26 protein-coding genes and 1 riboswitch are annotated in these 26,611 nt (G+C 46.5%); of the genes, 18 read left to right on the top strand and 8 right to left on the bottom strand.

All coding sequences use genetic code 11. The features are described from left to right. The first annotated feature begins 58 nt into the window (after positions 1–58). The 6 genes from SG35_RS21320 (at position 59) to SG35_RS21295 (ending at position 5,212) form a co-directional block, all read left to right on the top strand. Positions 59–406: a PepSY domain-containing protein gene (locus SG35_RS21320; protein WP_044832120.1), complete on the top strand. Its 348-nt coding sequence runs from the start codon at positions 59–61 to the stop codon at positions 404–406. A gap of 3 nt (positions 407–409) precedes the next feature. After that, the gene (locus SG35_RS21315; RefSeq protein WP_044832121.1) at positions 410–1,090 is read left to right on the top strand and encodes a response regulator transcription factor; all 681 of its coding nucleotides are present in this window, start codon (positions 410–412) and stop codon (positions 1,088–1,090) included. Continuing rightward, positions 1,087–2,490 (top strand): ATP-binding protein, encoded by a 1,404-nt coding sequence (locus SG35_RS21310; protein WP_044832122.1) that lies wholly within the window; start codon positions 1,087–1,089, stop codon positions 2,488–2,490. The genes SG35_RS21315 and SG35_RS21310 overlap by 4 nt, the downstream gene beginning before the upstream one ends. Before the next feature lie 156 nt (positions 2,491–2,646). Then, entirely contained in the window at positions 2,647–3,438 is a 792-nt protein-coding gene (locus SG35_RS21305) for a type 2 periplasmic-binding domain-containing protein (RefSeq protein ID WP_044832123.1), read from the top strand. A gap of 442 nt (positions 3,439–3,880) precedes the next feature. Further along, a complete protein-coding gene (locus tag SG35_RS21300) occupies positions 3,881–4,114 on the top strand; it encodes a hypothetical protein (protein ID WP_044832124.1) in 234 nt (77 codons plus the stop codon). 369 nt (positions 4,115–4,483) lie between these two features. Continuing rightward, positions 4,484–5,212: a hypothetical protein gene (locus SG35_RS21295; protein ID WP_044832125.1), complete on the top strand. Its 729-nt coding sequence runs from the start codon at positions 4,484–4,486 to the stop codon at positions 5,210–5,212. 25 nt (positions 5,213–5,237) lie between these two features. Here SG35_RS21295 and SG35_RS21290 read toward each other — a convergent pair whose 3' ends face one another. Beyond that, positions 5,238–6,707 (bottom strand): transporter substrate-binding domain-containing diguanylate cyclase, encoded by a 1,470-nt coding sequence (locus SG35_RS21290; RefSeq protein WP_053042938.1) that lies wholly within the window; start codon positions 6,705–6,707, stop codon positions 5,238–5,240. A 209-nt stretch (positions 6,708–6,916) separates the two neighbouring features. On the opposite strand from SG35_RS21290, the gene dbpA reads away from it, so the two are divergent. Continuing rightward, positions 6,917–8,305: an ATP-dependent RNA helicase DbpA gene (dbpA, locus tag SG35_RS21285; RefSeq protein ID WP_044832126.1), complete on the top strand. Its 1,389-nt coding sequence runs from the start codon at positions 6,917–6,919 to the stop codon at positions 8,303–8,305. A gap of 218 nt (positions 8,306–8,523) precedes the next feature. Further along, on the top strand, positions 8,524–9,195 hold the full coding sequence (locus SG35_RS21280; RefSeq protein ID WP_044832127.1) for a response regulator transcription factor: 672 nt from the start codon (positions 8,524–8,526) through the stop codon (positions 9,193–9,195). A gap of 371 nt (positions 9,196–9,566) precedes the next feature. Here the strand turns inward: SG35_RS21280 and SG35_RS21275 are convergent, their stop codons facing one another. Continuing rightward, positions 9,567–9,974 (bottom strand): diacylglycerol kinase, encoded by a 408-nt coding sequence (locus SG35_RS21275; RefSeq protein ID WP_236702562.1) that lies wholly within the window; start codon positions 9,972–9,974, stop codon positions 9,567–9,569. Positions 9,975–10,455: 481 nt separating this feature from the next. Here SG35_RS21275 and zapE point away from each other — a divergent pair, with 481 nt between their 5' ends. Further along, positions 10,456–11,652, top strand: coding sequence for a cell division protein ZapE (gene zapE / locus SG35_RS21270; RefSeq protein ID WP_044832128.1), 1,197 nt, complete (start codon positions 10,456–10,458; stop codon positions 11,650–11,652). Here the strand turns inward: zapE and SG35_RS21265 are convergent. Then, positions 11,649–13,865 carry a PQQ-dependent sugar dehydrogenase gene (locus SG35_RS21265; protein WP_053042939.1) on the bottom strand — a complete coding sequence of 739 codons (2,217 nt, stop codon included), beginning with the start codon at positions 13,863–13,865 and terminating at the stop codon, positions 11,649–11,651. The two genes, zapE and SG35_RS21265, sit on opposite strands and share 4 nt — an antisense overlap. A gap of 143 nt (positions 13,866–14,008) precedes the next feature. Next, a riboswitch (cyclic di-GMP riboswitch) is annotated at positions 14,009–14,092 on the top strand. Positions 14,093–14,198: 106 nt separating this feature from the next. On the opposite strand from SG35_RS21265, the gene SG35_RS21260 reads away from it, so the two are divergent. From SG35_RS21260 to SG35_RS21250, 3 genes are all read left to right on the top strand, one after another. Further along, on the top strand, positions 14,199–14,405 hold the full coding sequence (locus SG35_RS21260; protein ID WP_044832129.1) for a hypothetical protein: 207 nt from the start codon (positions 14,199–14,201) through the stop codon (positions 14,403–14,405). Further along, positions 14,395–14,754 carry a hypothetical protein gene (locus SG35_RS21255; RefSeq protein ID WP_044832130.1) on the top strand — a complete coding sequence of 120 codons (360 nt, stop codon included), beginning with the start codon at positions 14,395–14,397 and terminating at the stop codon, positions 14,752–14,754. The genes SG35_RS21260 and SG35_RS21255 overlap by 11 nt, the downstream gene beginning before the upstream one ends. 239 nt (positions 14,755–14,993) lie before the next feature. Beyond that, positions 14,994–15,773: a DUF2884 family protein gene (locus SG35_RS21250; RefSeq protein ID WP_044832131.1), complete on the top strand. Its 780-nt coding sequence runs from the start codon at positions 14,994–14,996 to the stop codon at positions 15,771–15,773. A gap of 195 nt (positions 15,774–15,968) precedes the next feature. Here SG35_RS21250 and SG35_RS21245 read toward each other — a convergent pair whose 3' ends face one another. Then, entirely contained in the window at positions 15,969–17,195 is a 1,227-nt protein-coding gene (locus SG35_RS21245; protein WP_053042940.1) for a phosphatidylinositol-specific phospholipase C domain-containing protein, read from the bottom strand. Between the two features lie 475 nt (positions 17,196–17,670). Between SG35_RS21245 and SG35_RS21240 the strand changes: the two genes are divergently transcribed. Then, complete coding sequence (locus SG35_RS21240) at positions 17,671–18,498, top strand: SDR family oxidoreductase (protein WP_044832132.1); 828 nt, start codon at positions 17,671–17,673, stop codon at positions 18,496–18,498. Positions 18,499–18,605: 107 nt separating this feature from the next. Continuing rightward, positions 18,606–19,343 carry a tRNA-uridine aminocarboxypropyltransferase gene (locus SG35_RS21235; RefSeq protein WP_044832133.1) on the top strand — a complete coding sequence of 246 codons (738 nt, stop codon included), beginning with the start codon at positions 18,606–18,608 and terminating at the stop codon, positions 19,341–19,343. A gap of 14 nt (positions 19,344–19,357) precedes the next feature. Here the strand turns inward: SG35_RS21235 and SG35_RS21230 are convergent, their stop codons facing one another. After that, positions 19,358–20,251, bottom strand: a complete 894-nt coding sequence (locus SG35_RS21230; protein ID WP_044832134.1) for a LysR family transcriptional regulator — start codon at positions 20,249–20,251, stop codon at positions 19,358–19,360. A 152-nt stretch (positions 20,252–20,403) separates the two neighbouring features. Here SG35_RS21230 and SG35_RS21225 point away from each other — a divergent pair, with 152 nt between their 5' ends. Together SG35_RS21225 and SG35_RS21220 are read left to right on the top strand one after the other, a co-directional pair. After that, the gene (locus SG35_RS21225; RefSeq protein WP_044832135.1) at positions 20,404–21,906 is read left to right on the top strand and encodes a CoA-acylating methylmalonate-semialdehyde dehydrogenase; all 1,503 of its coding nucleotides are present in this window, start codon (positions 20,404–20,406) and stop codon (positions 21,904–21,906) included. Between the two features lie 173 nt (positions 21,907–22,079). Further along, positions 22,080–22,568, top strand: coding sequence for a hypothetical protein (locus SG35_RS21220; RefSeq protein WP_044832136.1), 489 nt, complete (start codon positions 22,080–22,082; stop codon positions 22,566–22,568). Positions 22,569–22,687: 119 nt separating this feature from the next. Here SG35_RS21220 and SG35_RS32140 read toward each other — a convergent pair whose 3' ends face one another. Continuing rightward, positions 22,688–22,780, bottom strand: coding sequence for a PEP-CTERM sorting domain-containing protein (locus tag SG35_RS32140; protein ID WP_420794571.1), 93 nt, complete (start codon positions 22,778–22,780; stop codon positions 22,688–22,690). Positions 22,781–22,840: 60 nt separating this feature from the next. Beyond that, positions 22,841–23,020, bottom strand: a complete 180-nt coding sequence (locus SG35_RS21215; RefSeq protein WP_152646864.1) for a hypothetical protein — start codon at positions 23,018–23,020, stop codon at positions 22,841–22,843. A gap of 1,126 nt (positions 23,021–24,146) precedes the next feature. On the opposite strand from SG35_RS21215, the gene SG35_RS21210 reads away from it, so the two are divergent. Further along, entirely contained in the window at positions 24,147–24,329 is a 183-nt protein-coding gene (locus tag SG35_RS21210; protein WP_152646865.1) for a hypothetical protein, read from the top strand. Positions 24,330–24,545: 216 nt separating this feature from the next. After that, positions 24,546–24,902, top strand: coding sequence for a hypothetical protein (locus SG35_RS21205; RefSeq protein ID WP_044836389.1), 357 nt, complete (start codon positions 24,546–24,548; stop codon positions 24,900–24,902). A 50-nt stretch (positions 24,903–24,952) separates the two neighbouring features. Here the strand turns inward: SG35_RS21205 and SG35_RS21200 are convergent, their stop codons facing one another. Continuing rightward, positions 24,953–26,608, bottom strand: coding sequence for a sensor histidine kinase (locus SG35_RS21200; protein ID WP_274055217.1), 1,656 nt, complete (start codon positions 26,606–26,608; stop codon positions 24,953–24,955). Positions 26,609–26,611 lie beyond the last annotated feature (3 nt).

Raw genomic sequence — 26,611 nt, 5'->3', positions numbered from 1 at the left:
TATTTAGCAGGGCCAATCTTTTACACTCAGGTGAGAAGCTCGCGTACAGGTAATATTTATGAGATCCGTTTTACTCTTGATGTTGTTTTTATTGGCAAGTTTGTCGCTCGGCCAGCATAAGGCTCAGGCAAGTGATGCCATCGGCAGCTATCAGGTACCTGGGGTTGACTTGCCCTCGGTGGGGGATAAGGCCAATAAAAAAGAACGTAACAAGAAATCCTCCAGGAAAATTTCCCAGCAGCAGGCGGCACAAAAGGTCAAAAACCGCTATGGCGGCAAAGTACTTAAAGTACAAAGCAGCAAGGTTAACGGTCAGGCCGGATATAAAGTCAAACTGTTAAAAAAAGACGGTCATATTATTTCCGTGCTGGTAGATGGTTCCTCGGGGAAGATTAAGGGAAATTAAACTATGCGTTTGTTGTTGGTTGAAGATGATCTTGCCTTGCAGGCAAATTTGCAGGGCCAGCTGGTCAGCGCCGGATATTCGGTAGATGTGGCCGGTGATGGTGAAGAAGGTTTGTTTAAAGGGCGGGAATATCCCTATGATGCCGCGATTATTGATGTCGGCTTGCCGAAATTAGACGGCATCAGTTTGATCAAAACCTTGCGTAAGCTTGATAAGTCTTACCCGATTATTGTGCTGACGGCACGAGATCACTGGCAGGATAAGGTCTCCGGGTTGGATGCCGGCGCCGATGATTATTTAACTAAACCTTTTCAGAGTGAAGAATTGCTGGCGCGGTTAAATGCCTTGATCCGCCGCTCGGCGGGACAGGCAAGCCCTGTGATTGAAAATGGTCCGCTGCGCCTCAATACCTCCAGTGCCCAGGTATGGGTGAATGAACAGTCGATCACGTTAACCAGTTATGAATACAAGCTGTTGGAATATCTGGCCCTGCATCCGGAGCAGGTGAAATCAAAAACCGAGCTTACCGAGCATATTTATGATCAGGACTTTGATCTCGACTCTAATGTCATTGAAGTTTTTGTCAGGCGCTTAAGGAAAAAACTCGATCCCGGCGCCGAATATGGCTTTATTGAAACGCTGCGGGGGCAGGGCTATAAGCTCAAGGTTTTTGATAATAAATGAGTAAGTACCTGCCTGAACTTTCGTCCCTGCTTCCCTGGAAACTCAAATCACTGAAAGCGCGCTTAAGGCTCAGTGCCTTGCTGATCATAGTGCTGGTATTGCCGCTGATCGGGGTAACCCTTAACAGTGCCTTTGAAGCCCAGATCAAGAGTGCGATCCATAATGAATTGGCTGCCTACAGCTATTCCATCTTAGCGGTGGCGGAAGTGGAGCAGCAGGATTTACTGATGCCGGAGCAGTTGCTGGAAAACCAGTTTAATGTGATTGAGTCCGGTTTATACGCACTGATCACTAAGGGGCCGGCGGCAGGGGAAGATAAACAGCAAGCTGCCCGGCAGGAAATATTATGGTTGTCTAACTCCCTGCTGGGGCTCGATATTCCTTATGTTTTTCCACAGCCGGCCTTAGGCCAGTCTTTGTCTGAAGAAATTTACCTTAACGGTGAACAACATTTAATTTACAGCTTTAGCGCCAGTTTCAGCGATGGCGAGCAAGCTTTTCCCGTGACTATCCATATCCTTAAAAACCAGGCGGATCTGCTAGTGATCACCGGTCAGTTTAAACGCCAGTTATGGCTGTGGCTGCTGGTGTTGATGGCCTTGTTGCTGCTGATCCAAATGAGCTGGTTAAACTGGACCTTAAAACCCCTGCATATCTTAAAAGGAGAATTGCAGTCGGTGGAGCAGGGCAAAACCGATCAGCTCCAGGCCCGTTATCCGCTGGAGCTGGAGCAAGTGGCCAGCCAGCTGAACCTGTTATTGCACACGGAGCAAAATCAAAGGCAAAGGTATCGCAATGCTTTGTCCGATTTGGCCCATAGCTTAAAAACGCCGCTGGCGGTGATGCAAAGCCAGCCACAATTACCCGAGGCCTTTAATGAACAACTCGCTGTGATCAACCGCACCATAGAGCATCAGCTCAAGCGGGCGCAAAGTGCCGGGGAGTCTTCCTGGCATCTGGGGATTTTGATCAAACCCGTTGCCCTTAAGTTGCTCTCGGCCCTGGAGAAAATTTACCGCCATAAAAATCTGGCCATTTCGGTCCTGGTGGATGAGGACGTGCTCTTTAAAGGGGATGAAGCCGATCTGATGGAATTGCTGGGTAATATGCTTGATAACGCCTGTAAAGCGGCAAAACATAAGGTGGTTATCCGGGGAAGTGCCAGTGAAGGGCAACTGGTGATCAAAGTGGAAGATGACGGCCAGGGTATCAGTGAAGATCAGCGGGAAAAGGTGCTTAACCGGGGCACCCGGGCCGATACTTATGAGCAGGGACATGGCATAGGGCTGGCAATTATCCGGGATATAGTGGCCAGCTATCAGGGACAGGTGTTAATCGAACAGTCGGTGGAACTTGGCGGCGCCAGCTTTAGCTTATGCTTTAATGATAAAAATCAATAATAACAAGTTTTTAAAGGTGATTCTGGCAAGTGTCGATTTTTGATTCTTATTTGCCAGCCAGAATGGCCCAGGATGCAATATATCCTCCTGAAGGCTAACTTTTAACCTGGTTGGGTATAATTACAGTTACAACCTTCATTACCCGGAGCCGCGCTGTTGAAAATCAACCGTCCGCTGTTATGGTTATGCTGTTTTTTTATCAGCAACTTTGCTTTGGCAAAAGAGTTAAGGCTTTGCTATGAAACTGAAAGCTTTCAGCTCCTCGGTACGGCCGGCGGTGAATCTACGCTGATAAGCGGCAATATCTTCATTGATAAAGTCAGTCAGGCGGTGGAGAGTGCCGGGTTTAAGGCGGCTTTTTATCGCCGCTCCTGGGGACGTTGCATCCAGGATTTAATCTCGGGTGAAAACGATGTTATTTTCCCCACTGTATGGATGAAAGAGCGTGATAAATGGGGACATTTTCCCCGTGATAAGCAAGGCAGGCTTGATAACAGCCGTGCGATTCAAAAGGCCATTTACCGGGTTTATACTCCGGCCAACAGCCGGCTTGATTGGGACGGCAAGCAGTTTTCTGCTTTGTCTTCAGGCATAGGGGCGCCTTATGGTTATGTGGTTTACCATATGTTAAAAAAAGCCGGATTTTTAAGTCCGATGGACTTGAGTGTCGAAGAGGGCTTTAAAATGTTGGCATTAAACCGACTTGACGGTTATGTGATTGAAGAGCAGGTCGGCAATGAGCTTATTGAAAGGGAGCAATACCAGGGGAAAATTATCCCTTTGCCGGTAGCTTTTCATATCAGCTATTTTCACCTTTTGCTGTCGCACCGGTTCTATCGCCGTGACCCGGCAGGGGCAGAAAGGATCTGGAATGAGTTAAAGGCGACTGTGCCGTTTACATTGCAGCCACAATCCCCGTTTAGACAAGATTGGCTGCAGCAGCGTTAAGCCAGAGAAGATTATGATTTATGTCTTGATGACACCGTTTAAATAAGTGGTAGTGTCATTGTGACACTTTCTGGCCGTCAAAATGTCCCCTAATAACCCGACTGCTGTGCTCTGATGCGCGATTTCCGGCGTTATCGTCAGCTGTTTTGATGATATTTATGGCCTGTCTTGTCTTATAGTTTTTTCTTATTTTTCAGTTGATTACCTGGTATTTTTTCCTTTTTTCAAATTCCGGCTGGAATATTTGTTGTCCTAATGACGTTTAAAAATAAAAGTGCTCAGCTTTTGATGTGAGTAACAAGAGAGTTTTTTTTCTGTAAGTTGTTGTTATGTATGTATAAAGTGTGGTTGGCATTAAGCTTGTATTATAAAGTACAAAACGGGTTAACAAGATGTCAGACGGTTAACCGGACAAGTAAATTTGAGCACAGAGGCCAGAAAAATGAATGAGCAATTTGATTTAGAAAAAATGTTAAAGATCAGTAATGTTGTCTTTTGGTCTGCTCTTGGGGTTACTTTACTGTCATTGTTCGCTGTTTATGGTTTTTATGAATATTTGAGCATCGGCCAGCAAGTTGCTTTACATATTGCAACCATCATTTTTGCTGCGGTATTTAAACTGGGTTATGTCTTACGCCTGGTTGCGCAGAAAGAATTAGGCCTTGCTGTCAGATAAAGAGGGCCGTTCAGGCGGGATTAAAACTGCTTGTTATTTTATCGGCACTTTTTGCTCGAAAATTAATTTTTGATGTTCGAGTCTCAGTATTTTTAATCGTCAGCTTTTGTTTGAATAATAATTTTTGATGTTCGAGTCTCAGTATTTTTCCTCAACAGTGTCTGTTGAAATATTCATAATTCATGTCTGTCAGCGGCAGTTTTCACCAGTGATGGTTGTTGCTGCAGTAATGCCCCGGATACATTTGTTAACCCCTGAGCTTATCACTGCCCGGTTTGCGCTAGTATCGGAGCTAAACTACAGTTAATCAAATCAAAGGTTAACCGCTAAAGCAGGGGTAACATGAATGCTTTCCTGAGTTGTCATCGCATGAAAACTTTACTCTTATCGGGTTTTTGCTTTGTTTGTTTCTTTGCCACGGCTCAGGTATCGGCACAAAGTAAAAACACCCGAGGCGGCTTTTTAGACTTTAACCTTTATCCCCATTTAACCGATGTCGACACTGACAGCGTATTCACCTTAAATGCCGCAGCTAAGCTGGGGCAGAGGTTTTCTTACTTCAGCCTGCTTAACCTTTACAGCCAAGAGGGCAGCGATAGTTTAGGGGATGCCGATGCCTTTTATACCGAGCAGAATATCCGCTGGCAAATCCGTGAAAATTCGCCGTTGGATCTCACCTTGCAAATGAACTTAAGAACCGGAGAGGATAATGACAGGCACAGGTTAGGGATCCGCTGGCGCTTGAGTGACACCTCGTTTTTGCAGGCGTTTTTTAAAAGTATTCATTTAAGGTATGCCATTAACCTGCATGCGGTGCAGTTTGATCATGAAGATCCTTATATCTGGCAGCTGGAGCATTCTTTTATGATGAAATTTCCCTATATCAGCAACCGCCTTTACTTGGCGGGTTTTGCCGATCATATATTTAATCAGGATCTGCCCTCAACGATTCCTGCTAATCCTGTGGTTTTGGAAGCTCAGCTAGGTTACCGGTTGGTGGAGAACTTCTTTATTGTCAGTGAATACCGTCTTAACCAGTACCGGCGCTCGGACGTGAATAACCTGGCAATTGGTCTGCAATACAAGTTTATCTGGTAAAGTCCCGGGCACCGGTTGGTGTTATTTAGATAATAATAGAAGAAACCCGGTTTCGTCCCTGCTCTTTAGACTGGTACAGGGCCATATCCGAAATACTCAACAATTCGGTAAAACTCGGCTCGCCGTTTTCTGTGGTGGCTACACCGATACTGATGGTGAAGGTGATCTTGTTGTCCTGAAATGCCAACTCGGTAGCTGCCACTTTTTCCCGGATACGCTCGGCGATTTCTATGGCAAGGTCGTGGCCGGTTTCCGGTAACATTAACACGAATTCTTCACCGCCCCAGCGCGCCACCAGATCTGTGATCCGGGTGGAATCTTGCAAGATACTTGAGGTGCTTTTCAATACCTTGTCGCCGATGTCATGGCCAAAGCTGTCATTGATTATTTTGAAATGATCCAGATCTAACATCAAAATTGAAATAGGGCGCGAGGCTCTCAGGGATCTTGGCCATTCCAGCGCCACTCTTTCCAGCAGTTTTCTCCGGTTGGCCAACCCTGTGAGGTCGTCCTGAAATACCTGCTCCTTTAGTTGTATTTCCAATAATTTACGCTCTTCAATTTCTTTTTCCAGTAAGAGGGATTTTTGCTCCAGGGCCTTATTTTGCGCAGTGAGGGTGCGGTTAAGAGACAGGTATAAGGCACACATCAGGGCAAACCCCAGGGCGGAAATGATGGCTATGGTCACCAGCGTCTGGTATTTACTGGGGCGCCACAGGCCTTGTTCTAAGCTGATCCATTTGCTAATAAATTGCTGTTTTTGCCCGGGTGGCATAGCGGCCAGGACTTTATCGAGGATCGGGATCAAAGGGCTAAGCTCGCTGCGCACGGCAAAGGCAAGCTGGTAGGTATAATCTATCTCCCCGGAAACCTGCAGATTGGTAAGTTTTAATGCCTGTATCTGATAGCTGGCGGTGCCCAGATTGAGGAGCATGGCATCTACGCTGCCAAAGGAAAGTTTTTGCAGGGCTTCTGCGGTGGATCGGGCATAAACCAGGTTGATTTTATCGCTAAACTGCTCCAGGTATTCATTGACGCCAAAACCATAAACAGTGATCAAAGTCAGGCCGTATAGATCTTCCAGGGAGAGTTGTCGGTTAATATCATTGCGGGTCAGGATCACCACCGGCAGGTATAGGTAAGGCTGGCTGAATGTCAGGTATCTATCCCGCTGTGTGGTTTGGCTGGCGACAGTGAGCAGATCTGCTGTCCCGGCATTGAGGTGGTCTTGTGCCTGTTTCCAGCTATGGGTTGGAACCTCAACCAGTTCAATTGCTAACACATCCAGGCAGTAACCGAGTATGTCCTGGGAAATTCCCATCAGCTCCCCCCGGGAATTGCGGAATTCGAACGGGGCATAGTCGGGATCACCGGCAATACGAATTTTTGGATGTTGCTCTAACCAGGCCTGTTCATCCGCCGTGAGGTTGACAACATTGGCACTTACCGGGGCAGCGAGCAGGAAAATGATGACTAACAGGGGAACAAATAACATCTTTTACATCCAAACCTAGATTCTATTCACTATAGACCAAGGCGTATTTCCTTGCGAAAGTGATTAATCCTTGTACTTGTCCTGGCGGCATAGGTATAATCGCCGGCTTATTTTCGCTACTGCGCTGCGTCGGTTTACAGCTTTACTTTGCTGCTGTGTGCCGCTGCCGTCTTTAGTGCTTAAACCGTGCCCCGAACAGGATCTTTATTTTGAGTAGTACCGCTTTTTCATCCCTTAAATTACGTATCGAGCTGCAAGAGAACTTAAGTAGCTTAGGTTATCAGGCCATGACGGCGATCCAGGCACAGAGTTTACCCGATATCCTGGCGGGCAAAGATGTCATCGCCCAGGGGAAAACCGGCTCGGGTAAGACGGCGGCGTTTTCCTTGGGGTTATTGCAGCAGCTGAATGTTAAGCGTTTTCGTATCCAGTCGCTGGTGTTATGTCCGACCCGGGAGCTGGCGGATCAGGTGGCGAAAGAAATCCGTAAACTGGCACGTACCATACATAATATCAAGGTGTTAACCTTATGCGGCGGCATGCCTTTTGGCCCGCAAATAGGCTCTTTGGAGCACGGCGCCCATATCGTGGTGGGCACACCCGGGCGGGTGGAAGAGCATGTGCGCAAAGGCACTTTGCATCTTGATAATATTACCACTTTAGTACTCGATGAAGCCGACCGCATGCTGGAAATGGGCTTTGCGCCATCCCTGGATGCCATCATTGAACAGGCGCCGAAAAAACGTCAGAATTTATTGTTCAGCGCCACTTACCCGGCGCAGATCAAAGCCATTGCCGGCGCTGTGATGACAGATCCCGTGATGGTGAAAGTAGCGGCCACTCATGATAATAGCAGTATCAGCCAGCACTTTTACCAGATAGAAGATAACCGGCAGCGGCTGGAAGCCCTGCGTTTGCTGCTGCTGGCCCATAACCCGGCTTCTTCCGTGGTCTTTTGCAATACCAAAAGAGAAGTGCAGGAAGTTGCGGACGAACTGCATAATTACGGTTTTAGCGTATTGGCCTTACACGGGGATTTGGAGCAAAGAGACAGGGATAAAGCTTTGATCCGTTTTGCCAATAAAAGTGCCAATATCCTGGTGGCTACAGATGTTGCCGCCCGCGGACTGGATATTGAAGCCCTGGATGCAGTGTTTAACTATCATATTGCCCGCGACAGTGAAGTACATGTGCACCGTATTGGCCGTACCGGCCGTGCCGGTAGCAAAGGCCATGCTTATTCTTTTTACAGCGACAAGGAAAGTTATAAGGTCGCTTTACTGGAAGATTACTTAGATCGCACCATAGCAGGCGAAAGCTTGCCTGATGCCGGTGTGCTTGCCAATAAACCGGCCGCTCCCCTGATGACGACTTTGCTGATCGACGGCGGCAAGAAACAAAAATTACGTCCGGGGGATATCTTAGGGGCATTAACCGGCGAGAAGGGCATTCGCGGTGAGCAGGTGGGGAAAATCAATGTCTTTGATTTTTTTGCCTATGTCGCGGTGGCCAAAAATGCCGTAACCCCGGCGTTGAGAAAGCTGGAAAAAGGTAAGATGAAAGGGCGCAACTTCAGGGTACGTATCGTTAAAGATTAGTTTTCTTCTCAGCTTATACCGTCTTGCTCCTCTTCTGGTGCGGGGCGGTATTAACTTGTCGCTTTGCTCACTTCTTTTGCTCTCATCACCTCATCATTTGAACTTGCACCGGCTCTTAAGGCAACCTTAAGCTTGCATTGATAAAGTCGCCATCTGTTTTACTTATCTATTAGCTTAATGCTAATTAGCCTGGTTCCAATTAACAGAGAAGTAGCGCATTGAATATATTAATTGTTGAAGACTCCCTATCGTTAAGGCGCAGCCTGCGCCTGGGATTAACTAACCTGGGTTTTACCCTGGATGATACCGGCGACGGCTCCGAGGGCTTATCTATGGCACTGACGGGGGACTATCAGTTGCTGATCTTAGATATTATGCTGCCGGGGCTCGATGGCCTGTCGATATTAAAAGCCCTGCGCAGGGCACAAAGCAATATCAAAGTGTTGCTGCTGGCGGCCAAGGACCTGCCGCAAGATAAGGTCAAAGGTCTGCTTGAAGGGGCGGATGATTATATGACCAAGCCTTTTTCCTTTGATGAACTCCATGCCAGGTTAGTCAACCTGATGCGGCGCGGCGATCTCTGCGTGGCGTTGAATAAAATTTGCATCAGTAACTTTTCTTTAGACATTAACCAGAAGCAGCTTTTCTTTGGCAATGACAAGGTGGGATTAACCCCCAATGAATATAAGATCATCGAATGCCTTTTTTCCAATCAAAACAAGGTGATCAGCCCGGAAAAACTCAGTGAATATATTGTCGGCCAGTACAATATGATTTCAAAAAACTCCATTGAAGCACATCTCTCTTCTGCCCGGAAAAAGATCAAAGGCTTAGGGGGAAATTTACCGGTGAAAACCAAGCGGGGTTTTGGTTATATCGCCGCTAATTGATGGCCATGCACTCCATTAAAAACCGCCCGGTGAGAGCCATCAGCATTATTATTTAGGTGATCTTAGCGGTCATTTTATTGATGAAAGATTTAAGTGCTGATGGTTTGCCGATGAATTTATGCCGGAGCTTTCATCGCGAACCGATAGCGAGTATTTTCAGTTTTGGCGTAATAGCCAGACTTTTGAGAAGTCTTGTTTTTTGAGTTTTTATAAATAAATCAACTGTCTAAGGATGAGTTGCCATTAAATAGCCATCTGTTTTTCCCTGTCCGTTAATATCATCAGCACAGCGGCTAATGGCTGGAGCCTGAAAAAGCATCATTTTCGATATTGAGGTTATTATTTTTAAACCGTGAATAATAATCCGTCCGCTAGCCTGCAAATTTAGTGTAGAGCGCCTCTGTCCAAATCAGCACCAGCAGGGAAATGGCCAGAAATACCGCGGAAGAGCCTAAATCTTTGGCGCGGCCGATAAGTTCGTCATGCTCTAACGTGATTTTATCCGCCAGTGCTTCCAGTGCAGAATTGATAATTTCCGCAAACAGTACAAAAAATAAGGTAGCAATCAGCATCAGGTGGTGCAGGTTGGACTGGGCCAGGTAAAAAGAGGCGGGCACCAATAAAGCGGTCAGGAAAAGTTCCTGGCGAAAGGCGGATTCATGGATAAAAGCCGCTTTAAAGCCTTTGATGGAGCAATGGGCCGCTTTAAAGATACGTGTCAGTCCTGAGCCGTTGGGTTTGTTCATATCGTTATTTTTAGCAATCATTTGTGGTTTCATTATATCTTCTTTATTTATCAATAAAAAAGCCAAGGCTGTGCTTTTATGATGGCAAATTGTTAATTATTGTAAGCGGTACAGGTTATTGTGGTAGGCAGCGAGCCCCATAAAGATAAGGATAAGGCGCGTATTTCCCTGCCAGGGTCGGATAGCCTTGCCGGTGATAAACGAAATGAATGGCGCTCGAAATCTAAAAAAGACGCTTTTAGGCCAGTGAGCAGCAATGATTGGTTCGGTCTTCATAGCGGCAAGTACTTCATATAAGGTGCAACATCTGTTATGACTTGATAAAGCCAGGGCGTTGCTCGCTAATATATAAAAATGAACTTAAGGTTCGCTTAAGGGCAAAAACTCAAAATTTTCAGGTAAAAAGGAGATCGTTTTTAAGCCTATTTTGCGCTAGAATTTGCCGGTTTCGGGGGATGTAAAATGTGGTCGGCATGAACAGTTTTGTGCTGGTTAGGAGTAAGCCTTGGTGTCAATGAAGTTAGCGTATCAGCAATTGCTGGATAACCGGCAGCTGCTTGAGGATCCGGCGCAGTTAGCCGCTGTCGATGCTTTAGTCGGTCTTAGTCAAGCGCTGGAGCACAAATATAAACACCGGCAAACCTTTTTGGGAGAAATATGGGGAAAATTACGTCGGCCGAGGCCTGTACCCGGTATTTATTTTCATGGCCGGGTAGGTAGAGGCAAAACCATGTTGATGGATTTGTTTTACCGGCACCTTGGCATCAGGCAAAAAAAACGCATTCACTTTCACCGCTTTATGGAAACTGTTCACCACCAGTTAACGGCTATGCCTGTGTGTGATAACCCCCTTAAACGTATCGCCAAGTCCTGGTCGAAAGATATCCGGGTATTATGTTTTGATGAGTTCTTTGTTTCGGATATCGGTGATGCCATGCTGATTTCCAGGCTGCTTAAGGCACTCTTTGAATATGGGGTGACTTTGGTGGCGACCTCCAATTGCCGCCCCGAAGCCCTGTATCGCAACGGCTTGCAAAGAGAGCGCTTTGTTCCCACCATAGATCTTTTATATCGGCAGTGCCGGGTGATTTCGGTTGACGGCGATAAAGACCACCGCCTGTTGTCGCTGGCTCTCCGGGAGGAGCGGGTTAAAACTTACCGGGATTACGTTTATGGCCGGGATGATGCGGCAACCAGGTTAAGGCAGGTTTTCAGCGTTTTTGGCAAACAGCCGCCACGTGCAGGGGAAATAGAGATTAACCACCGCCTTATCCCCTATAAAGGTTTGGCTAAAATGCCGGAGTGCCGGCAAAGTATTATTTGGTTTGATTTTAATGCCCTGTGTTCGGGGCCGCGCAGCCAGCGGGATTATATTAAGTTGGCTAATCAGTTTTCTGTGGTGTTACTTGACGCGGTGCCGCAATTTGTCGGTGAGCGGATTCAAGGGGTGGCTTCAGGTGTTGAAGACGGTTACCGGTGCCAAGGCAAGATGCTGACCCACCTGCAAAGGTTGGATGATGAAGCGCGGCGCTTTATTGCCTTGGTGGATGAATTTTATGACCGCAAGGTAAGGTTGATCATCTCGGCAGCGGTGGATATCGATGACTTATACCAGGGGCAAGAGCTGAGTTTTGAATTTGCCCGTTGCCGCTCTCGCCTGGTTGAAATGCAGTTTATGCAATACCGCTCCCTGCCTGAACAAAGCGCCTAATTATTCCCCGGGGTTAAGGGGGTTATCAGCCCTTTGACGGTGAAAACCAAGGCTAACAGGAAAATGACAAAGGACAAGCTACCGCCGCCTCCGCCCCCATCATTGCCAGAGTCTTCTTCTTCAACATTATTGACCGTGATCTCGACACTGGCATTGTCGGCTAAATGACCGTCATTGACTTCTACCGTAAAGCTGAAGCTTGATGTTGAGCTGACACTGGGGGCGGTAAAAGTCGGACTTGCCGCGGTCGGATTGTTTAAGGTGACAGAGGTCCCGCTGCTTTGCGTCCATTGATACCTCAAGGGATCGCCGTCGGGATCGCTGCTGCCACCGGCATTTAATGTTACCAAGTCTCCTTCATTGACGGTTTGTGCACTGCCGGCATCGGCCACCGGCGATTGATTTGGCAACAGGGTGATTTTATACAGGGCGCCGCTGTTGCCGCTCGGCAGGCCGTTTTCATTGGCTAGGACATAAAGCTCACCGCCGGCATCCCGGGCAAAGCCTAAAATTGCGCCGACATCGATGTCATCCTTGTCTTGAAACTCAGAAATTGTGTTTTCATTGTTGAGGTAAAATAACCGGCCATTGAAATCACCAAAAACATACCGCCCCAGCAGATCTTCATAGCTTGTTCCCCGGTAGACAAAACCGCCGATCACCGCGACCCCTTCGTCATGATCGTATTCGACTACGGGGTTTATGGTGTCCATCGTCTCAGACTGGCTATAGACATAACCTTCACCGTCGCCGTTGGCAAAAAAGCCAAAGCTGCCCTCGCGGATATTCCAGCCATAATTGCCTCCCGAGGTGATATTATTAATTTCTTCGATATCATTCTGGCCGACATCACCGGCATATAAGTTTCCCGAGACAGGATCAAAAGATATCCGGTATGGGTTTCGTAAGCCGTAAGCAAAAATTTCATCCACCCCGCTGATACCGACAAAGGGATTATCTGGCGGTATGCCGTAGGCGCCATTTTCACTGTTGTTGCCATCTGGGTCTATCCGTAAAATGGTTGCTAAGACATTCCCTGTGTCCTGGCCGTTGCCATCGGTGCCGTGGCCGACCATGGCAGTGCCGAGAAAGCTTTGTCCGTCAATATCATCGGCGCCGCCGCCGTCTCCCAGGGCAATATACAATAAGCTGTTATTATCAAAAGTAATGGCGCCGCCGTTATGGTTAAACTGTGGCTGGTCGATGCGCAGTATTTCTTGTGCCGATTCGAGGTCTATTATCAAACCTCCTTCACCGCCAATGTCGGCGAACCATCTGGTTAATACTCCCTGGTGATCGGCGTTTTCACCTTCGGGCATGGTTGAAAAATCGGCTTCCCCGAAGACGGGTTGTGAGCTAAAGGTATACAGGGTTTTATTGCTGACAAAATCCGGATGAAAGGCCAAACCGAGTAAGCCCCTTTCATCAAAACCTCCCAATGCTTCAATGCCGACATCGACCAGTAAAGCAGATAAATCGGCTGTGAGGGCTTTCTCTCCCGAAGCCATGGAGATCCCCCAGATAAAACCGACCTGATCGATAACATAGAAATAATCATTGATACCCGGGGCATTTGTTCCCCAGACAGGCGCAACTAATTCCTGGCTAAAGGGCTCAAGTGCCAATTTTAATCCGCCTGAAAAGATAGGCAGCGCAATAGGATCGTCAAGTTTTACCGGATCTTCGGGGGGCTCGACAGCGGTGAGGGCGGTGAAACTGAAGTCATCAAAGACTGCATAGCTGGAACTATTGTTGATGAGTTCGACCCTGCTGATGCCTTCGCCGGAGGTTATGCTGAGCTCCTGCCATGAGGTTGTGGCAGTATAGCTATCGACCAGGTTATCGCTAATATCAAACACATTGACCGTCGCCCCCGCCGCGCCGGATTGTGCCTTTAAAAAGACCGAGAGTTCTGCGGCCGGGGTCGCGAAACTGACCGTCGCGGTATTGTTTTCTACCATAAAGGCCTGAGAGCCGCTGTGATAAAGGGATGCTATACCGGCAAATTTGGCTTCGCCATTGGTGAAAGTGACTGTGTTGGGTGCGGTGCCCAGGGTAAAGGAGCCGGACAGATCTGTGGTTTCAAAACTGGTCTCGACATCCGCAGCCTTGCTAACAGGTGAAGTGAGCAGGCAAAGGATAAAAATCAGCAGAAATGCCAGGAGTTGCCAGGGAGTGTGTTGTTGATGTTTGAGTCGTATTAAATAATTCATGGTCTTGGCCCATTAATTTTTAATCACTGTCTCTAACATGACCGGGTCCTTTTAAATTTATTTCCGTTATTTTGTGATTTAATTCAAGCCGATATTAATTAATGTTTTTAATTATGGTCAGACCTGTTTACTTGGTGTAAACTAGTTGTAAAAGGCAAGGTGCTTGAAAAAGTACTCACGCAAAACCACGGATCTAAGGGGTTTCCTATGATGGCTGGGTTGCAAGTTTGATCGTGACAATATTCACCAGATTTCTTCTCTTATAACAGACCTAGTGTTTGCCCCCTGATTTCGTAACTTTTATCTTGTTGTTTAAAGTTATGCTGTTTGATTATGTATGTAGAACAATGTTTTGAAAAATTTTCTCTCACCCTGTTGGCACAAATGGGGGAGAAATTCAGCCGCGGCGATGTTACTTTAGGTGATTCACGCCTTTTGTGTGAAAGCATTTGTGAATATCAGATGTATTTAGCCGCAAAAAATGAATCCTTATCTTTATCTCCTGTCGCGAATAAAAGTGGTGGCGGTCATGGCTGCTAATTTCCAGTACCGGATGCAAATCGTCCGGGATTGCTTATATGTCGTATTTACGGGCAAAGCCGGTATCAGTGATATCAAACACAGCTATCAAAATCTGTTTGAAATGGCCGACAGGCATAAGATCACTAAAGTGTTTAAAGATTGCCGTGAACTTGAATTGGCTTGTGGCTCTTTGGAGTTGTTGCAACTGATGAAGCAGCTAAAACAGGAGCTTCAGCGCTTTAAAATAGCCCGGCTGGTATCTATGCAGGGGCACAGGCAAATGCTGATCCAGCAAATTGCCGCCAATAAAAAGCTGGACATGGAAAACTTTTACTGTAAAAAACAAGCGGAACTTTGGTTGCACTAAAGATAGGCCCTCCGATAGTTTTGCCGTTACTTTTTTATTGAGTCAACTTGGTCAATTTCATTAAAACTTGGTCAATACCGCTAAACTTCCTCTTCCCTGATATTCTGTTAGATTTTCTTTTTTTATTAAGTTATTGATTTTTATGATTAATAAATGTTGGCATTGATATCGCTATACCCTGTGTAACCAGGTAAAGATAAATAACAAAAATGATCCCCTTAAGCGATAAAGGAAATGCCATGAAAACATTATTAGCAAGTACTCTGATTTTAACCTCTACCAGTCTTTATGCCCATGACTCCTGTGACGTCGAACTGGAAGGCGGGATCAAAATTGACAGCTCGGGTATTGAATTTATGCAGGATAAAAAGCCTGTTTATAGCATTCTTGAAGATAACCGTTTAGTCGTCGATGGCAAAAATATCGAGTTAAATGCCAGCCAGCAGTCCCTGGTCACCGAATATGCCGCCAGTATCCGCGCAGTTGTACCGGAAGTAAAATCTATCGCCATTGAAGGCATAGATTTAGCGGTGGAAGGCGTGAATATGGCCTTTAATGAATTATTGGGGCCGGGCAATGATGTCGGGGCCGATCTGACCCGTGAACTGACGGCCTTGCGTGAGCAAGTACAAACCCGCTTTGATGCCGATAAGGGGTTTTATGTGGACGAACACGGTTTTGCCGGTGAAGAATTTTTTGGTGAGGAATTTGAGCAGCGTATCGAGTCTGTAGTGGAAAAAGCCATGCGCGATTCTATGGGCAGCTTATTGATCGCCGTGGGGCAGCAAATGTTATTCTCCGGCGATACCGGGGCCTTTGAAACTAAAATGGAAAATTTTGGCAATAAGATAGAAAACGAAATGGAAGCACGTGGTGCTGAATTGGAAAGCAAAGGCGAGCAAATTTGTTTGTCCGTTGTCGAAATCGACACTCTGGAAGAGCAGTTAAAAGCCCAGATCAGCGAGCTTGAAAATATTAATATCCTGAAGGTGAAAAGCCACGGCAGCAACAAAATTTAATTTTTCCTGACGGGCTGTTTCGGCAGCCTTTTTTTAATTTCACAAAACGGGGATGTCAATTTTTGCGGCGGTATTCAGGTTGATGGCTCCGGCAAAAAAGCAAATCCCAAATAAAAAAGGGAAACCAGCAAAGCCGGTTTCCCTTTTTTATTGGCTTAACGGTTTAACCGTTAATTTTTTCTTGTTAACAGAGCCTTAGAAATTTACCGTGCTTTTTCCGCTTACCAGCCACTGGCCTTCGTTTTGCCTGTCATCGTGGTTTAGCCATACCGTGCCGACCCCTTTGGCATCTTTGACGGTTTTTAATGCTTCATTGGCCATGGCATTGGTGGGCACGCTAAAGTGATACTGGCTGCCCAGCTGCTGACAAGCACTCTCGCCGTTTGCCCAGGCGCCGGTTTGATCTGTTACCTGCCAGCTGTTGTCACTGTCGCTTTGGCAGGCAAAAGCCCGGCTATTGTCACAGCTTTGATCGTCCCAGCGGCCGTTGCCCCATTGCACCGCGCAATTCTGGTTGCCGCCGGAGTTATTGGGTTCGTTGCTGTCCCAGCTCCAGATCCCCGCTGCTAAACGGCCGTCATTGGTGACCATATCATCGAGGTTAACGATATTGGCGCCGGTTTTAAAATAGGTGGTGACATCGCTTGCGGTGATATAATCGTCGCTGCCGCCGGTGAAAACATTACCAATACTGGCGACGGTAGTACGGTCTTCCCAGATGCGGCCGATATCTCCCAAACCGGTGAAGGCAAAGTTTTTCCAGTTAGTATTGCTGTGGCAGCCGCCGTCACCCCAAACCAGGACTTTTTTCCCCTGGGCCAGGACATCGGCTTTGGTTAAGGTATTGGGAATGGAACCACAGCCATTGCTCTTGTATACCCATTGGCCAAAGCGAGAGTTAATTTGCTCGTAAAGATCCCCCTGGTGGCCATCGCTGTGATCTTCTATATATAAGATCAATACCTGATTGTCGCTGGCGCTGCTGTTGAGCCAGTCTTTGACTTCGTTCAGGCCTTCGTGCAGATATTTGTCATTGATGCTGCAAAAGCCGTGACACATCAGCAAACGTTTCGGATAGGAAAACAGGCTTTCCATTTTCGTGGTCCAGTGGGCATCGATTTCAATGAAACGGGCGCCTAAACGCAACTGATCTTTGATGGTGAGTTTTTGCTGCGGATCTAAGTAGCGGCAACCGACAGAGAAGTTACAGCTGGTATATTCTTCAGAATTATAGCTGTTGTGGGTACCGGGAATATTGTTATCCGCCATAGGGCTGTATACATCTATCAGACGCTGCGCCGCTAGTGCTTTGCCTTGCCAGCTGTTATTGAAATCATCGACACTGTCGGCCTGGGCCTGGCCGATAAATGCGCCAAATGCTAAAACGCAGCTTGCTGCGGCATGTGTTAATTTAAAATTCATACTGTTGCCTTTTTTATTGTGAATCCAGGATCGGATTATTTTCGGGACAACTGCGGGCATGGTTTACCCGCTCCCTAGGTAATAATTTGTAAATCCTTAATGGTTATTATCTTCCCCGTAATATCGGGAGCTGAGTAACAATATTCGATCAAAACACTGGGTGGGGGCTAGTTTCTCACTCACTGCTACTAATCTGCTCATCGGATGAGCGTTGATTATGGTACCGGGTTAAATTGAAAAATGCACGCTTAAAATCGGGTGAATTTTGATCAAAAAAATATTGTTTTATTTCATGTGATTATCTTGCGTTGTCTTAGTTTTCTACAAAAACTGTTGTTTTTCCATCAGGATATTGGCGCTTTTTTATTGTTGTTGTTCTCTGCTTTTCCGGTAGCGTATCGCCACTTTATTTTCTGGTTGTCAGCCTTTAAGGTGTTTACTATTAAGTTTATTTACTGCAATAAAAGGCTCAGGTGTGGCTAAGTCAATTTTAATTACCGGTTGTTCGAGCGGTATCGGCCTGGACGCTGCTTTAACACTACAGAAAAGAGGCTATAAGGTTTTTGCCAGTGCCAGAAAACCTGAGGATGTCAATCGCTTGCAGCAGCTGGGGGTGAGCTGTTACCGGTTGGATCTGGATGAGGCTAATTCCATTGAAAATACCGTGACTAAGGTGTTGGCAGAAACCGGCGGCACCTTAGATGCGTTATTTAACAATGGTGCTTATGGCCAAGTGGGAGCGGTGGAAGATTTGCCGGATAGTGCACTGCGCGCCCAGTTTGAAACCAATGTTTTTGGCTGGCACCAGTTGATCCGCCTGGTAGTGCCGGTGATGCGCAGGCAGGGACACGGCCGTATCATTCAAAACAGCTCTATTTTAGGTGTGGTGGCGATACCGTATCGCGGTGCTTATATTGCCAGTAAATATGCCATAGAAGGTTTGACCGATACCTTAAGGTTGGAGCTTGCGGGCAGTGGTATCTATGTCAGTTTAATTGAACCCGGCCCCATTAATACCCGCTTTCGCGCCAATGCCCTGGTTAAATTTAAACAATATATCGATATCAAGCAGTCGGTGCATCATCGCCGCTATCAGCAGCAACTGGCCCGGCTGGAAAAAACCGGCAACAGCAGCGGTTTTACCTTGCCGGCAAAAGATGTGACCGCCAAAGTGATTGCCGCGCTGGAAAGCAAACATCCTAAAGTACGTTATCCGGTGACTGTGCCCAGTTTTTTATTCATTCTACTCAAGCGATTGTTGCCGGGGGCATGGTTAGATAAGTTGCTGGCAAGAGGGATGTAAAAGGGACTGTAATGAAGGGGAGGTAAGAAAGGGATGTTTCCCCCCCGGGAATCAAGTAAACTAGCCGCCTGTTTTTCCCCGGCGTTCCCTTTTTAGGAAGTACATCAATGCACGCAGTACATCGTTTATATCAATACCGTAAAAGTTTATGCACCACAGTGTTTGCCGCCCGGGGGCAAAGGGTGAAACGTTGTCAGTTGTGCCAGCTGGCACAAAGCAATTGTATTTGTGAGCTGGCGGTTAAAGGGCAAAGCAATGCCGGTTTTTTGCTGTTGATGTACGATACCGAGGTATTAAAACCCAGTAATACCGGTCGGTTAATTGCCGATGTTATCCCGGATACTTTTGCCTATTTATGGTCGAGGACAGAAGAAAATCCCGAGCTGTTGGCTTTGCTCCGGGATGAACAATGGCAGCCTTATGTGGTGTTTCCGGCGCAATATGCGCAGGAAAACCGGCCGGTTTTTCAAAAAGATATTCCCTGTGAGCCCGGCAAGCGGCCGTTATTTATTATGCTTGACGGCAGCTGGCGTGAAGCGAAAAAAATATTCCGTAAAAGTCCTTACCTGGCCAAGTTACCTATGGTGTCTTTTAACCTGGAAGATAATGCGGTAACTTCCCGTTATCAGCTGCGCAGCGCCGGCGGTGAAAACCAGCTGGCGACGGCTGAGGTAGCCGCCCGGGTATTGGCGATGTGGGGGGAGCATGATAATGCCAGGTTACTGGATTTATGGTTTGACGTCTTCAGTTATCAATATCAAAAAAGTGTCTGCCAGAGTAATAAGGGCAATGCCGATGCCCTGGATAACTTTACCGCCTTTATTGAGCAACAACAGGCGCTATAGTTTCCATTGCTGCCCTAATCTTGCGGCATCAGCAGGCCCTGGTGCTCTGTTACCAATTGCTTTAAATAATGCCAGACGCTATTGACCCGGGACAGACGCTTGATTTCCGGGTGGGTGACTAACCAGAAGCTGCGTACCACCTTGATATCTCCGGTGCACAATTTTACCAGGCTGGGATCCTGGGCGGCTAAAAAGCAGGGTAAGATGCCTATGCCCAGGCCGCTTTTAATGGCGCTGTATTGACTGATGACACTGGTGCTGCGAAAGCCGGGCAGCAGATCCGCATTGAGCTCCTTCAAATAGGAAAGCTGCTCGGTAAACAATAAATTATCAACATAGCTGACCCAGTTATGCCCGGCTAAATTATCAAGCGTCACGGTTTCATTGTGCCTGTTTAGGTAATCCGGGTGGGCGTACAGCTGCAGCGTATAATCGCATAACTTACTGACGATCATTGAGGTGCTGTTGGGGCGCTCTACCGCGATGGCGATATCGGCTTCGTTGCGGCTGATTTTCACATACCGGGAGAAATGCAATAAATCAATTTGGATATTGGGAAACTGTTGCTGCATCGGCAACAGGTTGGGAGCGATAAAAAAATTGCCGAAGGCTTCGGTCACCCCGATACGGACACAGCCGCTGTTTTGGGCGTTGTTATGTTTGATATCGTCCAGGGCATAACTGGCATCCTGCTCCATGCGGCGCGCCGAGGCCAGCAAACGTTCGCCGTCGCTTGTCAGAATATGCCCGTCCTGGGTGCGCTCGAATAATTGCGTGGCCAGCTGTTCTTCCAGCTTATGCAGCCGCCTGGATATGGTTGACGGGTCAAGGGCAAGCCTTTTTGCCGCTTGCGATAAGCGCTCGCTGCGGGCAACTTCTAAAAATATTTTGATATCATCCCAGTTCATCAGGGTATTTTAAACCGTTTTTCATTCTCTTGCAAAAATGCAATTTGCGTTGCATTTATGTTTGTTGTTCTTGTTGCAAGAAAGGCATACCTTAGCCACCATAGAAAGATATACCATATCTATTTGATACCGAAATTTTTAAGGGACTTGTTATGAGCATAAAAGAAATCCCGCTGATCATCGGCGGTGAGAAAGTTCAGTCTAAGACCGAGCAATGGTTAGACGTATTAAACCCGGCAACTCAAGAAGTTGTTGCCCGTGTGCCTATGGCGACACTGGATGAAGTGGATGCGGCGGTTGCCTCGGCGCAAGAAGCCTTTAAGTCCTGGTCAAAGGTCTCGCTGACCAACCGTATGCGTATTATGCTGAACCTTCAGCAACTGATCCGTGAAAATACCGAGGAGCTGGCGCGTTTAGTCACTTTAGAGCACGGGAAAACGTTACCGGACGCCGAAGGTGAAGTAGGCAGGGCTTTAGAAGCCATTGAAAATGCCTGTTCTGTTACCCGTTTGCAATTAGGGCAAATGGCCAACAATGCTGCCACCGGTGTTGATGTTTATACCATGAACAAACCGTTAGGGGTTTGTGTCGGTATTACCGCCTTTAACTTCCCGCTGATGTTGCCGGCCTTTATGTTCCCGATTGCCATTGCCTGTGGTAATGCTTTCGTGCTTAAGCCTTCCGAGCAAGATCCGTCTTCTACCATGCTGATGGTTGAGTTGGCGCTTAAAGCCGGTATCCCGGCTGGTGTGCTTAACGTTGTACACGGTGGTCCGGATGTGGCGAACCGTTTATGTGAGCACCAAGATGTTAAAGCGGTGTCTTTCATTGGTTCAACCCATGTCGGTACCCATATTTATAACCATGCCGGTGCCCACGGTAAACGCGCCCAATGTATGATGGGGGCGAAAAACCACATGGTGATCATGCCTGATGCCAATAAAGATCGCGCCATCAATGATTTATTAGGCTCAGCCTTCGGCGCCGCCGGTCAGCGCTGTATGGCAAACCCGGTGACGATTTTAGTCGGCGAAGCCCGCAGCTGGTTACCGGAAATAGCCGAGCGCGCCAAGTCACTAAAAGTTGGCCCGGGCACGCAGCGTGATGCCGATTTAGGTCCTGTGGTTTCACCGCAAGCGAAACAGCGCATCATTAAATTACTCGACTCCGGGGTTGAGCAGGGCGCTACCTTGTTGGTAGACGGTCGTGATTGTCAGGTAGAAGGTTATCCGGATGGTAACTTTGTCGGACCAACTATGTTCAGCAAGGTTACAACCGATATGGATATCTATACCCAGGAAATCTTTGGCCCGGCGTTATGTGTGCTGGAAGCGGAAACCCTGGAAGAAGCGATCGAGATCATCAACAATAATCCAAACGGTAACGGTACTTCCCTGTTTACTTCATCCGGCTGGGCGGCGCGTAAATTTGAAAACGAAATTGATGTCGGCCAGGTGGGTATTAACGTGCCGATTCCTGTGCCGGTTGCCTACTTCAGCTTTACCGGTTCACGTGCGTCTAAACTGGGTGATTTGGGACCTAACGGCAGCCAGGTAGTGAGCTTCTGGACCCAGACGAAAACGGTAACCACCCGCTGGTTTGAGCCGGATCATCAAGACGGCTCCGAAGTACATACTACTATCAGTTTAAAATAACGCTGGTTTTATTTGTTGGGAAAAAGGTTGCTTCGGCAACCTTTTTTTATGCCTGTAAACTTTTGCCACGGTGACTAAAATGTAAGGGAATTAGGGGGGGGGGGGCTGTTTATTTATACAGTGTTGTGGTGAGGTGTCTGTTAAAATAAAAATAACGATTAAGAGGTAGTTTAATGCTAACTGAAATGGCAGCTTGTGCTCCCGACGATTTTGATTTTGTTATTGGTGAGTGGACAGTAAAACATCGGCGCCTTAAGGAAAGGTTAACTGGATGTCATGAGTGGATAGATTTTGACGGGGAAATGTCAACGACAAAAATCCTTGGTGGCTATGGTAACCTGGAAGATAATTTTCTTCATTTTCCCGAAGAGTCCTTTCGGGCAATAGCACTGCGCTCTTATAACGCCGATAGCAAAAAGTGGTCTATCTGGTGGCTCGATGGCCGTTCTCCTGATGCCCTGGATGCGCCTGTGGTGGGAGAGTTTACCGACGGTATAGGATTGTTCTTTGCCGATGATGTATTTGACGGGGTGCCAATTAAGGTGCGTTTTACCTGGAATTCGCAACAGCCAGGCAGGCCGCGTTGGGAGCAGGCTTTCTCTGTTGATAACGGGGAGAGTTGGGAAACGAACTGGACCATGGAGTTTTGGCCAAAGTGTTAGCTTAAGCGTCATTTAGTGACCATCTCATGATAAAAACAGCAATGACATAATTTTTATTGCTGTTTTTTCTTGCTCTCGGATGGCTTTATAGCCGTAAAGTATAAAATTTTTACTTAACTCTATTTCACTTTCCTGGCTAAGCCAATCAAGCCCAGGCTAATTAAGAGCAAACTTGAAGGTTCAGGTACATAGGTTGGTGAGCGTAGCTCAATCGAAGAAACATAACCGCCTACCCGGGAATCGGAGCAGCAAGGATCTGTGCCGACATCCAGCTAGTCGTTAAATTCGAAATCGGCAAAAGGCACCGGCGGGTTGTGCCAGTCGACCGGCAATTCGCCGTTATCATAACTCTGGTTGTAATCTAAGAAGCCAGGTTCGATTTGTTCCCAGATATCCCCCATCTGGTATCCACCCTCAACATAGACGATATCGTGTGAGCTTTGACGTACCACGGAAACTTCCCGTCCCGATCATAAGTGCCTATGCCGGCAATGGTAAAGGTGCCGTTTGGAGCTGTATAACCATCCACATAGTCATCGTTTGCTGAGTCTTCGATTAAACCATCATCATAAGAAAAGCTGCCGTAAAGTACTGTACCCGACACTATAGTGTCATCAATTACGTTGGCATCGTCCCGGTAGAGGGGAGCTATGGTGACGGAAAACCCCGGGTTAACACCCTGGCATTAACGGAAGTGGTACTGAACAGCCATAAAGCTGCAGCCGAAATCAGATGGTGTTTTAACGTTTTCATTGAGAGCTGTCCTTGTTGTGAAATTAATACTTCCCTTTTGTTGTTCGATTTTTGAGCGTCTATCAGGCCAGAAAACAACTTTTTGATTTTACTGTTATTTGTCTGGTGTTTGTTTTATGAGTGATTTTTTTGTGCAAAAAAAATCGACATGCTTTATTGGGGAAAATGGCTGTATACTCGGCACAAAAATTTTTTTATTGGGGTTTAGCCCTGGTTAAAGCTTATCCGGTCATATTACTGGATAATTTAAAGGATGTTTTAGCCGTTAAAACTTTTACTTTTTTCGCTAAAAAATTGCTGCGGTGCAGTACATTTTTTTCGCTAAAAAATGACTTCAGTGCAGTACATTTTCTTCGTTATAAAATGCTGCAGTGCAATATTTTTTCTACGTTTAAAAAATGCTGCGTTGCAACACTTTTTTCTTACTGATGAAGAAGAATTTTCAGCTTAGATATGAAGTGTTTTTCTTTATAAGAGGTGTCATCAGACTTTTACCACAGCGACTTATTTTCACGGGATACAGAAGGATTTTCCGATTTTATTTGTGCTTTTTAATCGCTGAAAAAATAATCTGTTATTAATGACGTTAATAGGTGGTTTTATCGTCAATACTAGGCTAACATTTTCCAGCAATCTGCTGTCTTCTTCGGAACAAATTTTGTTCTTGAATTCGAGACAAGAAAGAGGATTTATTTTGCTGTCAGCGGCGTTGATTTTTTGGGGCTTACTGGTGCGATTAATACCCGGATTTTGGCAGAAGGTAACAGGCTATTTGAAGTACTAAAATTATTTATTTTTAAACATCAAATTTATAGGACGAATATCATGATTAGTAATCGTGACCTCAATGGAGAAAGCCGCTTAGTATCTGGTGATAACTCGGACAAGTGTTCGCCATTGATCAATAACCCGCTTGATTATAATACCGACAAAGTTGAAAGTGCTTTTAAAGAGATTGAACTCATGGATGATGACAGCAACTCGATTTATGTGCGGGGTTATAATTAAATTTCTCCTTTTCTGGTTTTTTTCAGGGCGCTTTACCAGAGACTTTTATTAGGTAAAATATCGCTAGATATTAAAAGGGTATAGTGATTTTGCGAGGTCATCCCGAAGATCATTATACCCAATTTAGCGGTGTAAATAAGGTCACACAAGTGTGAACTTTGCTGTCTGTGCTACAATCTGTACTGAATGTTTTAGCCAAGATAGTAAGGGATTATTATGGACGAGATTGTGGACCATTCAGAGCGTCGTCGGGCAATTCGCGAAACAAACATTAAGTTACCGGAAGGTGAGCTGACCCTGATGTTTGATGACAGACCTGTAAAACTGTACGAGTTTAAAGATATTACTCCCTTTGGTGTTTGTTTACAGGCGGCAGAGCCGGCCTCACCATCCACGGTTATTACCATACGTTACCTCCATCGTCATGGCCAGTTTGAGGTTTTTGGGGAAATGGTGTGGCAGGAGCCTGTGTTGGCTTGCGTCAACGATCAAAAACACTGGCTCGGTATTCAATTTACCCCCGACCGGATAACACAAAATGAAGCCTTGTTTGAGTTACTTCTGGTGCATTGATATTCGTGGTTTTATCATTATTCCCCGTGTCTTATTTTTGACCTCAGGCCTTAACCACTGGCCTGAAGCGGCGGAGATTTTAACTGGCAGGGAAAGATAATTTCAAAGCGGGTGCCTTTATCCGGTTCGGACTCGCAGGTGATTTGTCCGGATAATTTTTGCGTCACCAGGTTAAAGACAATATGCATGCCGAGCCCGGTGCCGCCTTTATTGCGTTTGGTGGTATAAAAGGGCTCGAAGACATTGTCCCGTATTTTCGCGTCCATGCCCTTGCCGTTATCCGTGATCACCAGGGTGACCCAGCCTTTTTGTTCTTTGGCACCGATATGAATCTGGCCTGCCTGATCTTTGTCAAAAGCATGAAAAAAGGCGTTGATCACCAGGTTGGTAATGATTTGGGCTAAGGCGCCGGGATAGGTTTTACAGTTGATTTTGCTGTCTATATCCACCTTGACTTCTACCCGGTAATATTTGTATTTAGGCATGATAGAGTCGACCACATCCTGTACGCTTTCTCTGAGTTCCAGGGGGCGTATATCATCGTGGGCGTGGTCCACGGCGACATGTTTAAAGCTTTTTATTAATGAAGAGACCCGCATCAGGTTGGTAAAAATCATGTCTGTGCTGTGTTGGAAGATGCCTATGGCTTCTAGCAGCAGATTCTTGGTGAGGTTATTGTTGTCGGCACTTTCCCGCAACAAGGCTATTTCTTCCTGTAATGTGGTTACTGCCGTTACTCCTACGCCAACCGGGGTATTGATTTCATGGGCGACACCGGCCACCAGGGAACCCAGGGAGGCCATTTTTTCCGACTCCACCAGCTGGTTTTTTGCGGTCTCCATAATTTCCAGCGATTCAGTCAGCTGGTCGTTTTTTGACCTGATATTTTCGGTTTGCGTATCGACTTCTTTTTCCAGCAGATCAATAAATTTCCGGTTCATTTTATGCCGCAAGCGAAAGTTCAGCATCAGGATCAGCAGCAGGACGATAAAACTGGATAATGCCAAGATGGTCATCAAGCTATGCTTACTGGCTGTTGCTTCTACCTGGCGGTTAGTGCGGTTTTCCTGTAAAGAATAAAACTCGTTGATATGTGACATTATTTTGGCTTTTGCTGCCAGGTAATCTTGGCTATAAAGGTGTTTCAGTGCCGCTTCCCTTTCCGCTGCAAGTTTATAGGGAGTGGTTAGTGATAAGGCATTTTTTACTTCATTAAATGCCATAAACTCAAGCTCCGTCAGCTTATCTGATACCTGCTGTGCCTGTTGCAACTGGGCAAATTCCTCTTGGCTGAAACCGGCCTGTTTCATCAATTGTTGCAGCGGTAGTCGCTGGCCATTGGCAAAAGGGGCTTTGCCCTGATCCGGCATTAACATATCCCAGTACACCCTGTGATAATTTTCAGGGCGAGCCTGGCGTCCGTTACGAATAGCCAGGATTTGATTAAAAAAGTCCAGGTATTTTTCCTTGCCGGTAACGGCATAGGTACGGGCCATCAGGGTGAGTTGATCTGAACTTAACCTGAGCTGCTCGGTGAGTAAATAAGAATGATAACGGTTGTTACTGGCTTGTTGTAATTCCTGCAAAGAAGAATAAGCACAGTAAGAAAAGACAGCTGCCATTAAAGCACAGACTAAGGTCAGGGAATTGAGTTGCACCGTCTTCTTCAAAGTCTTTGAGCGCAGGATGTCATATTGCTCTTGCATGGT

Origin of the sequence: Thalassomonas actiniarum (assembly GCF_000948975.2) — a bacterium.
In the GTDB taxonomy this organism is placed as follows: domain Bacteria; phylum Pseudomonadota; class Gammaproteobacteria; order Enterobacterales; family Alteromonadaceae; genus Thalassomonas; species Thalassomonas actiniarum.
This window is presented reverse-complemented; position numbering and strand designations above follow the sequence as displayed.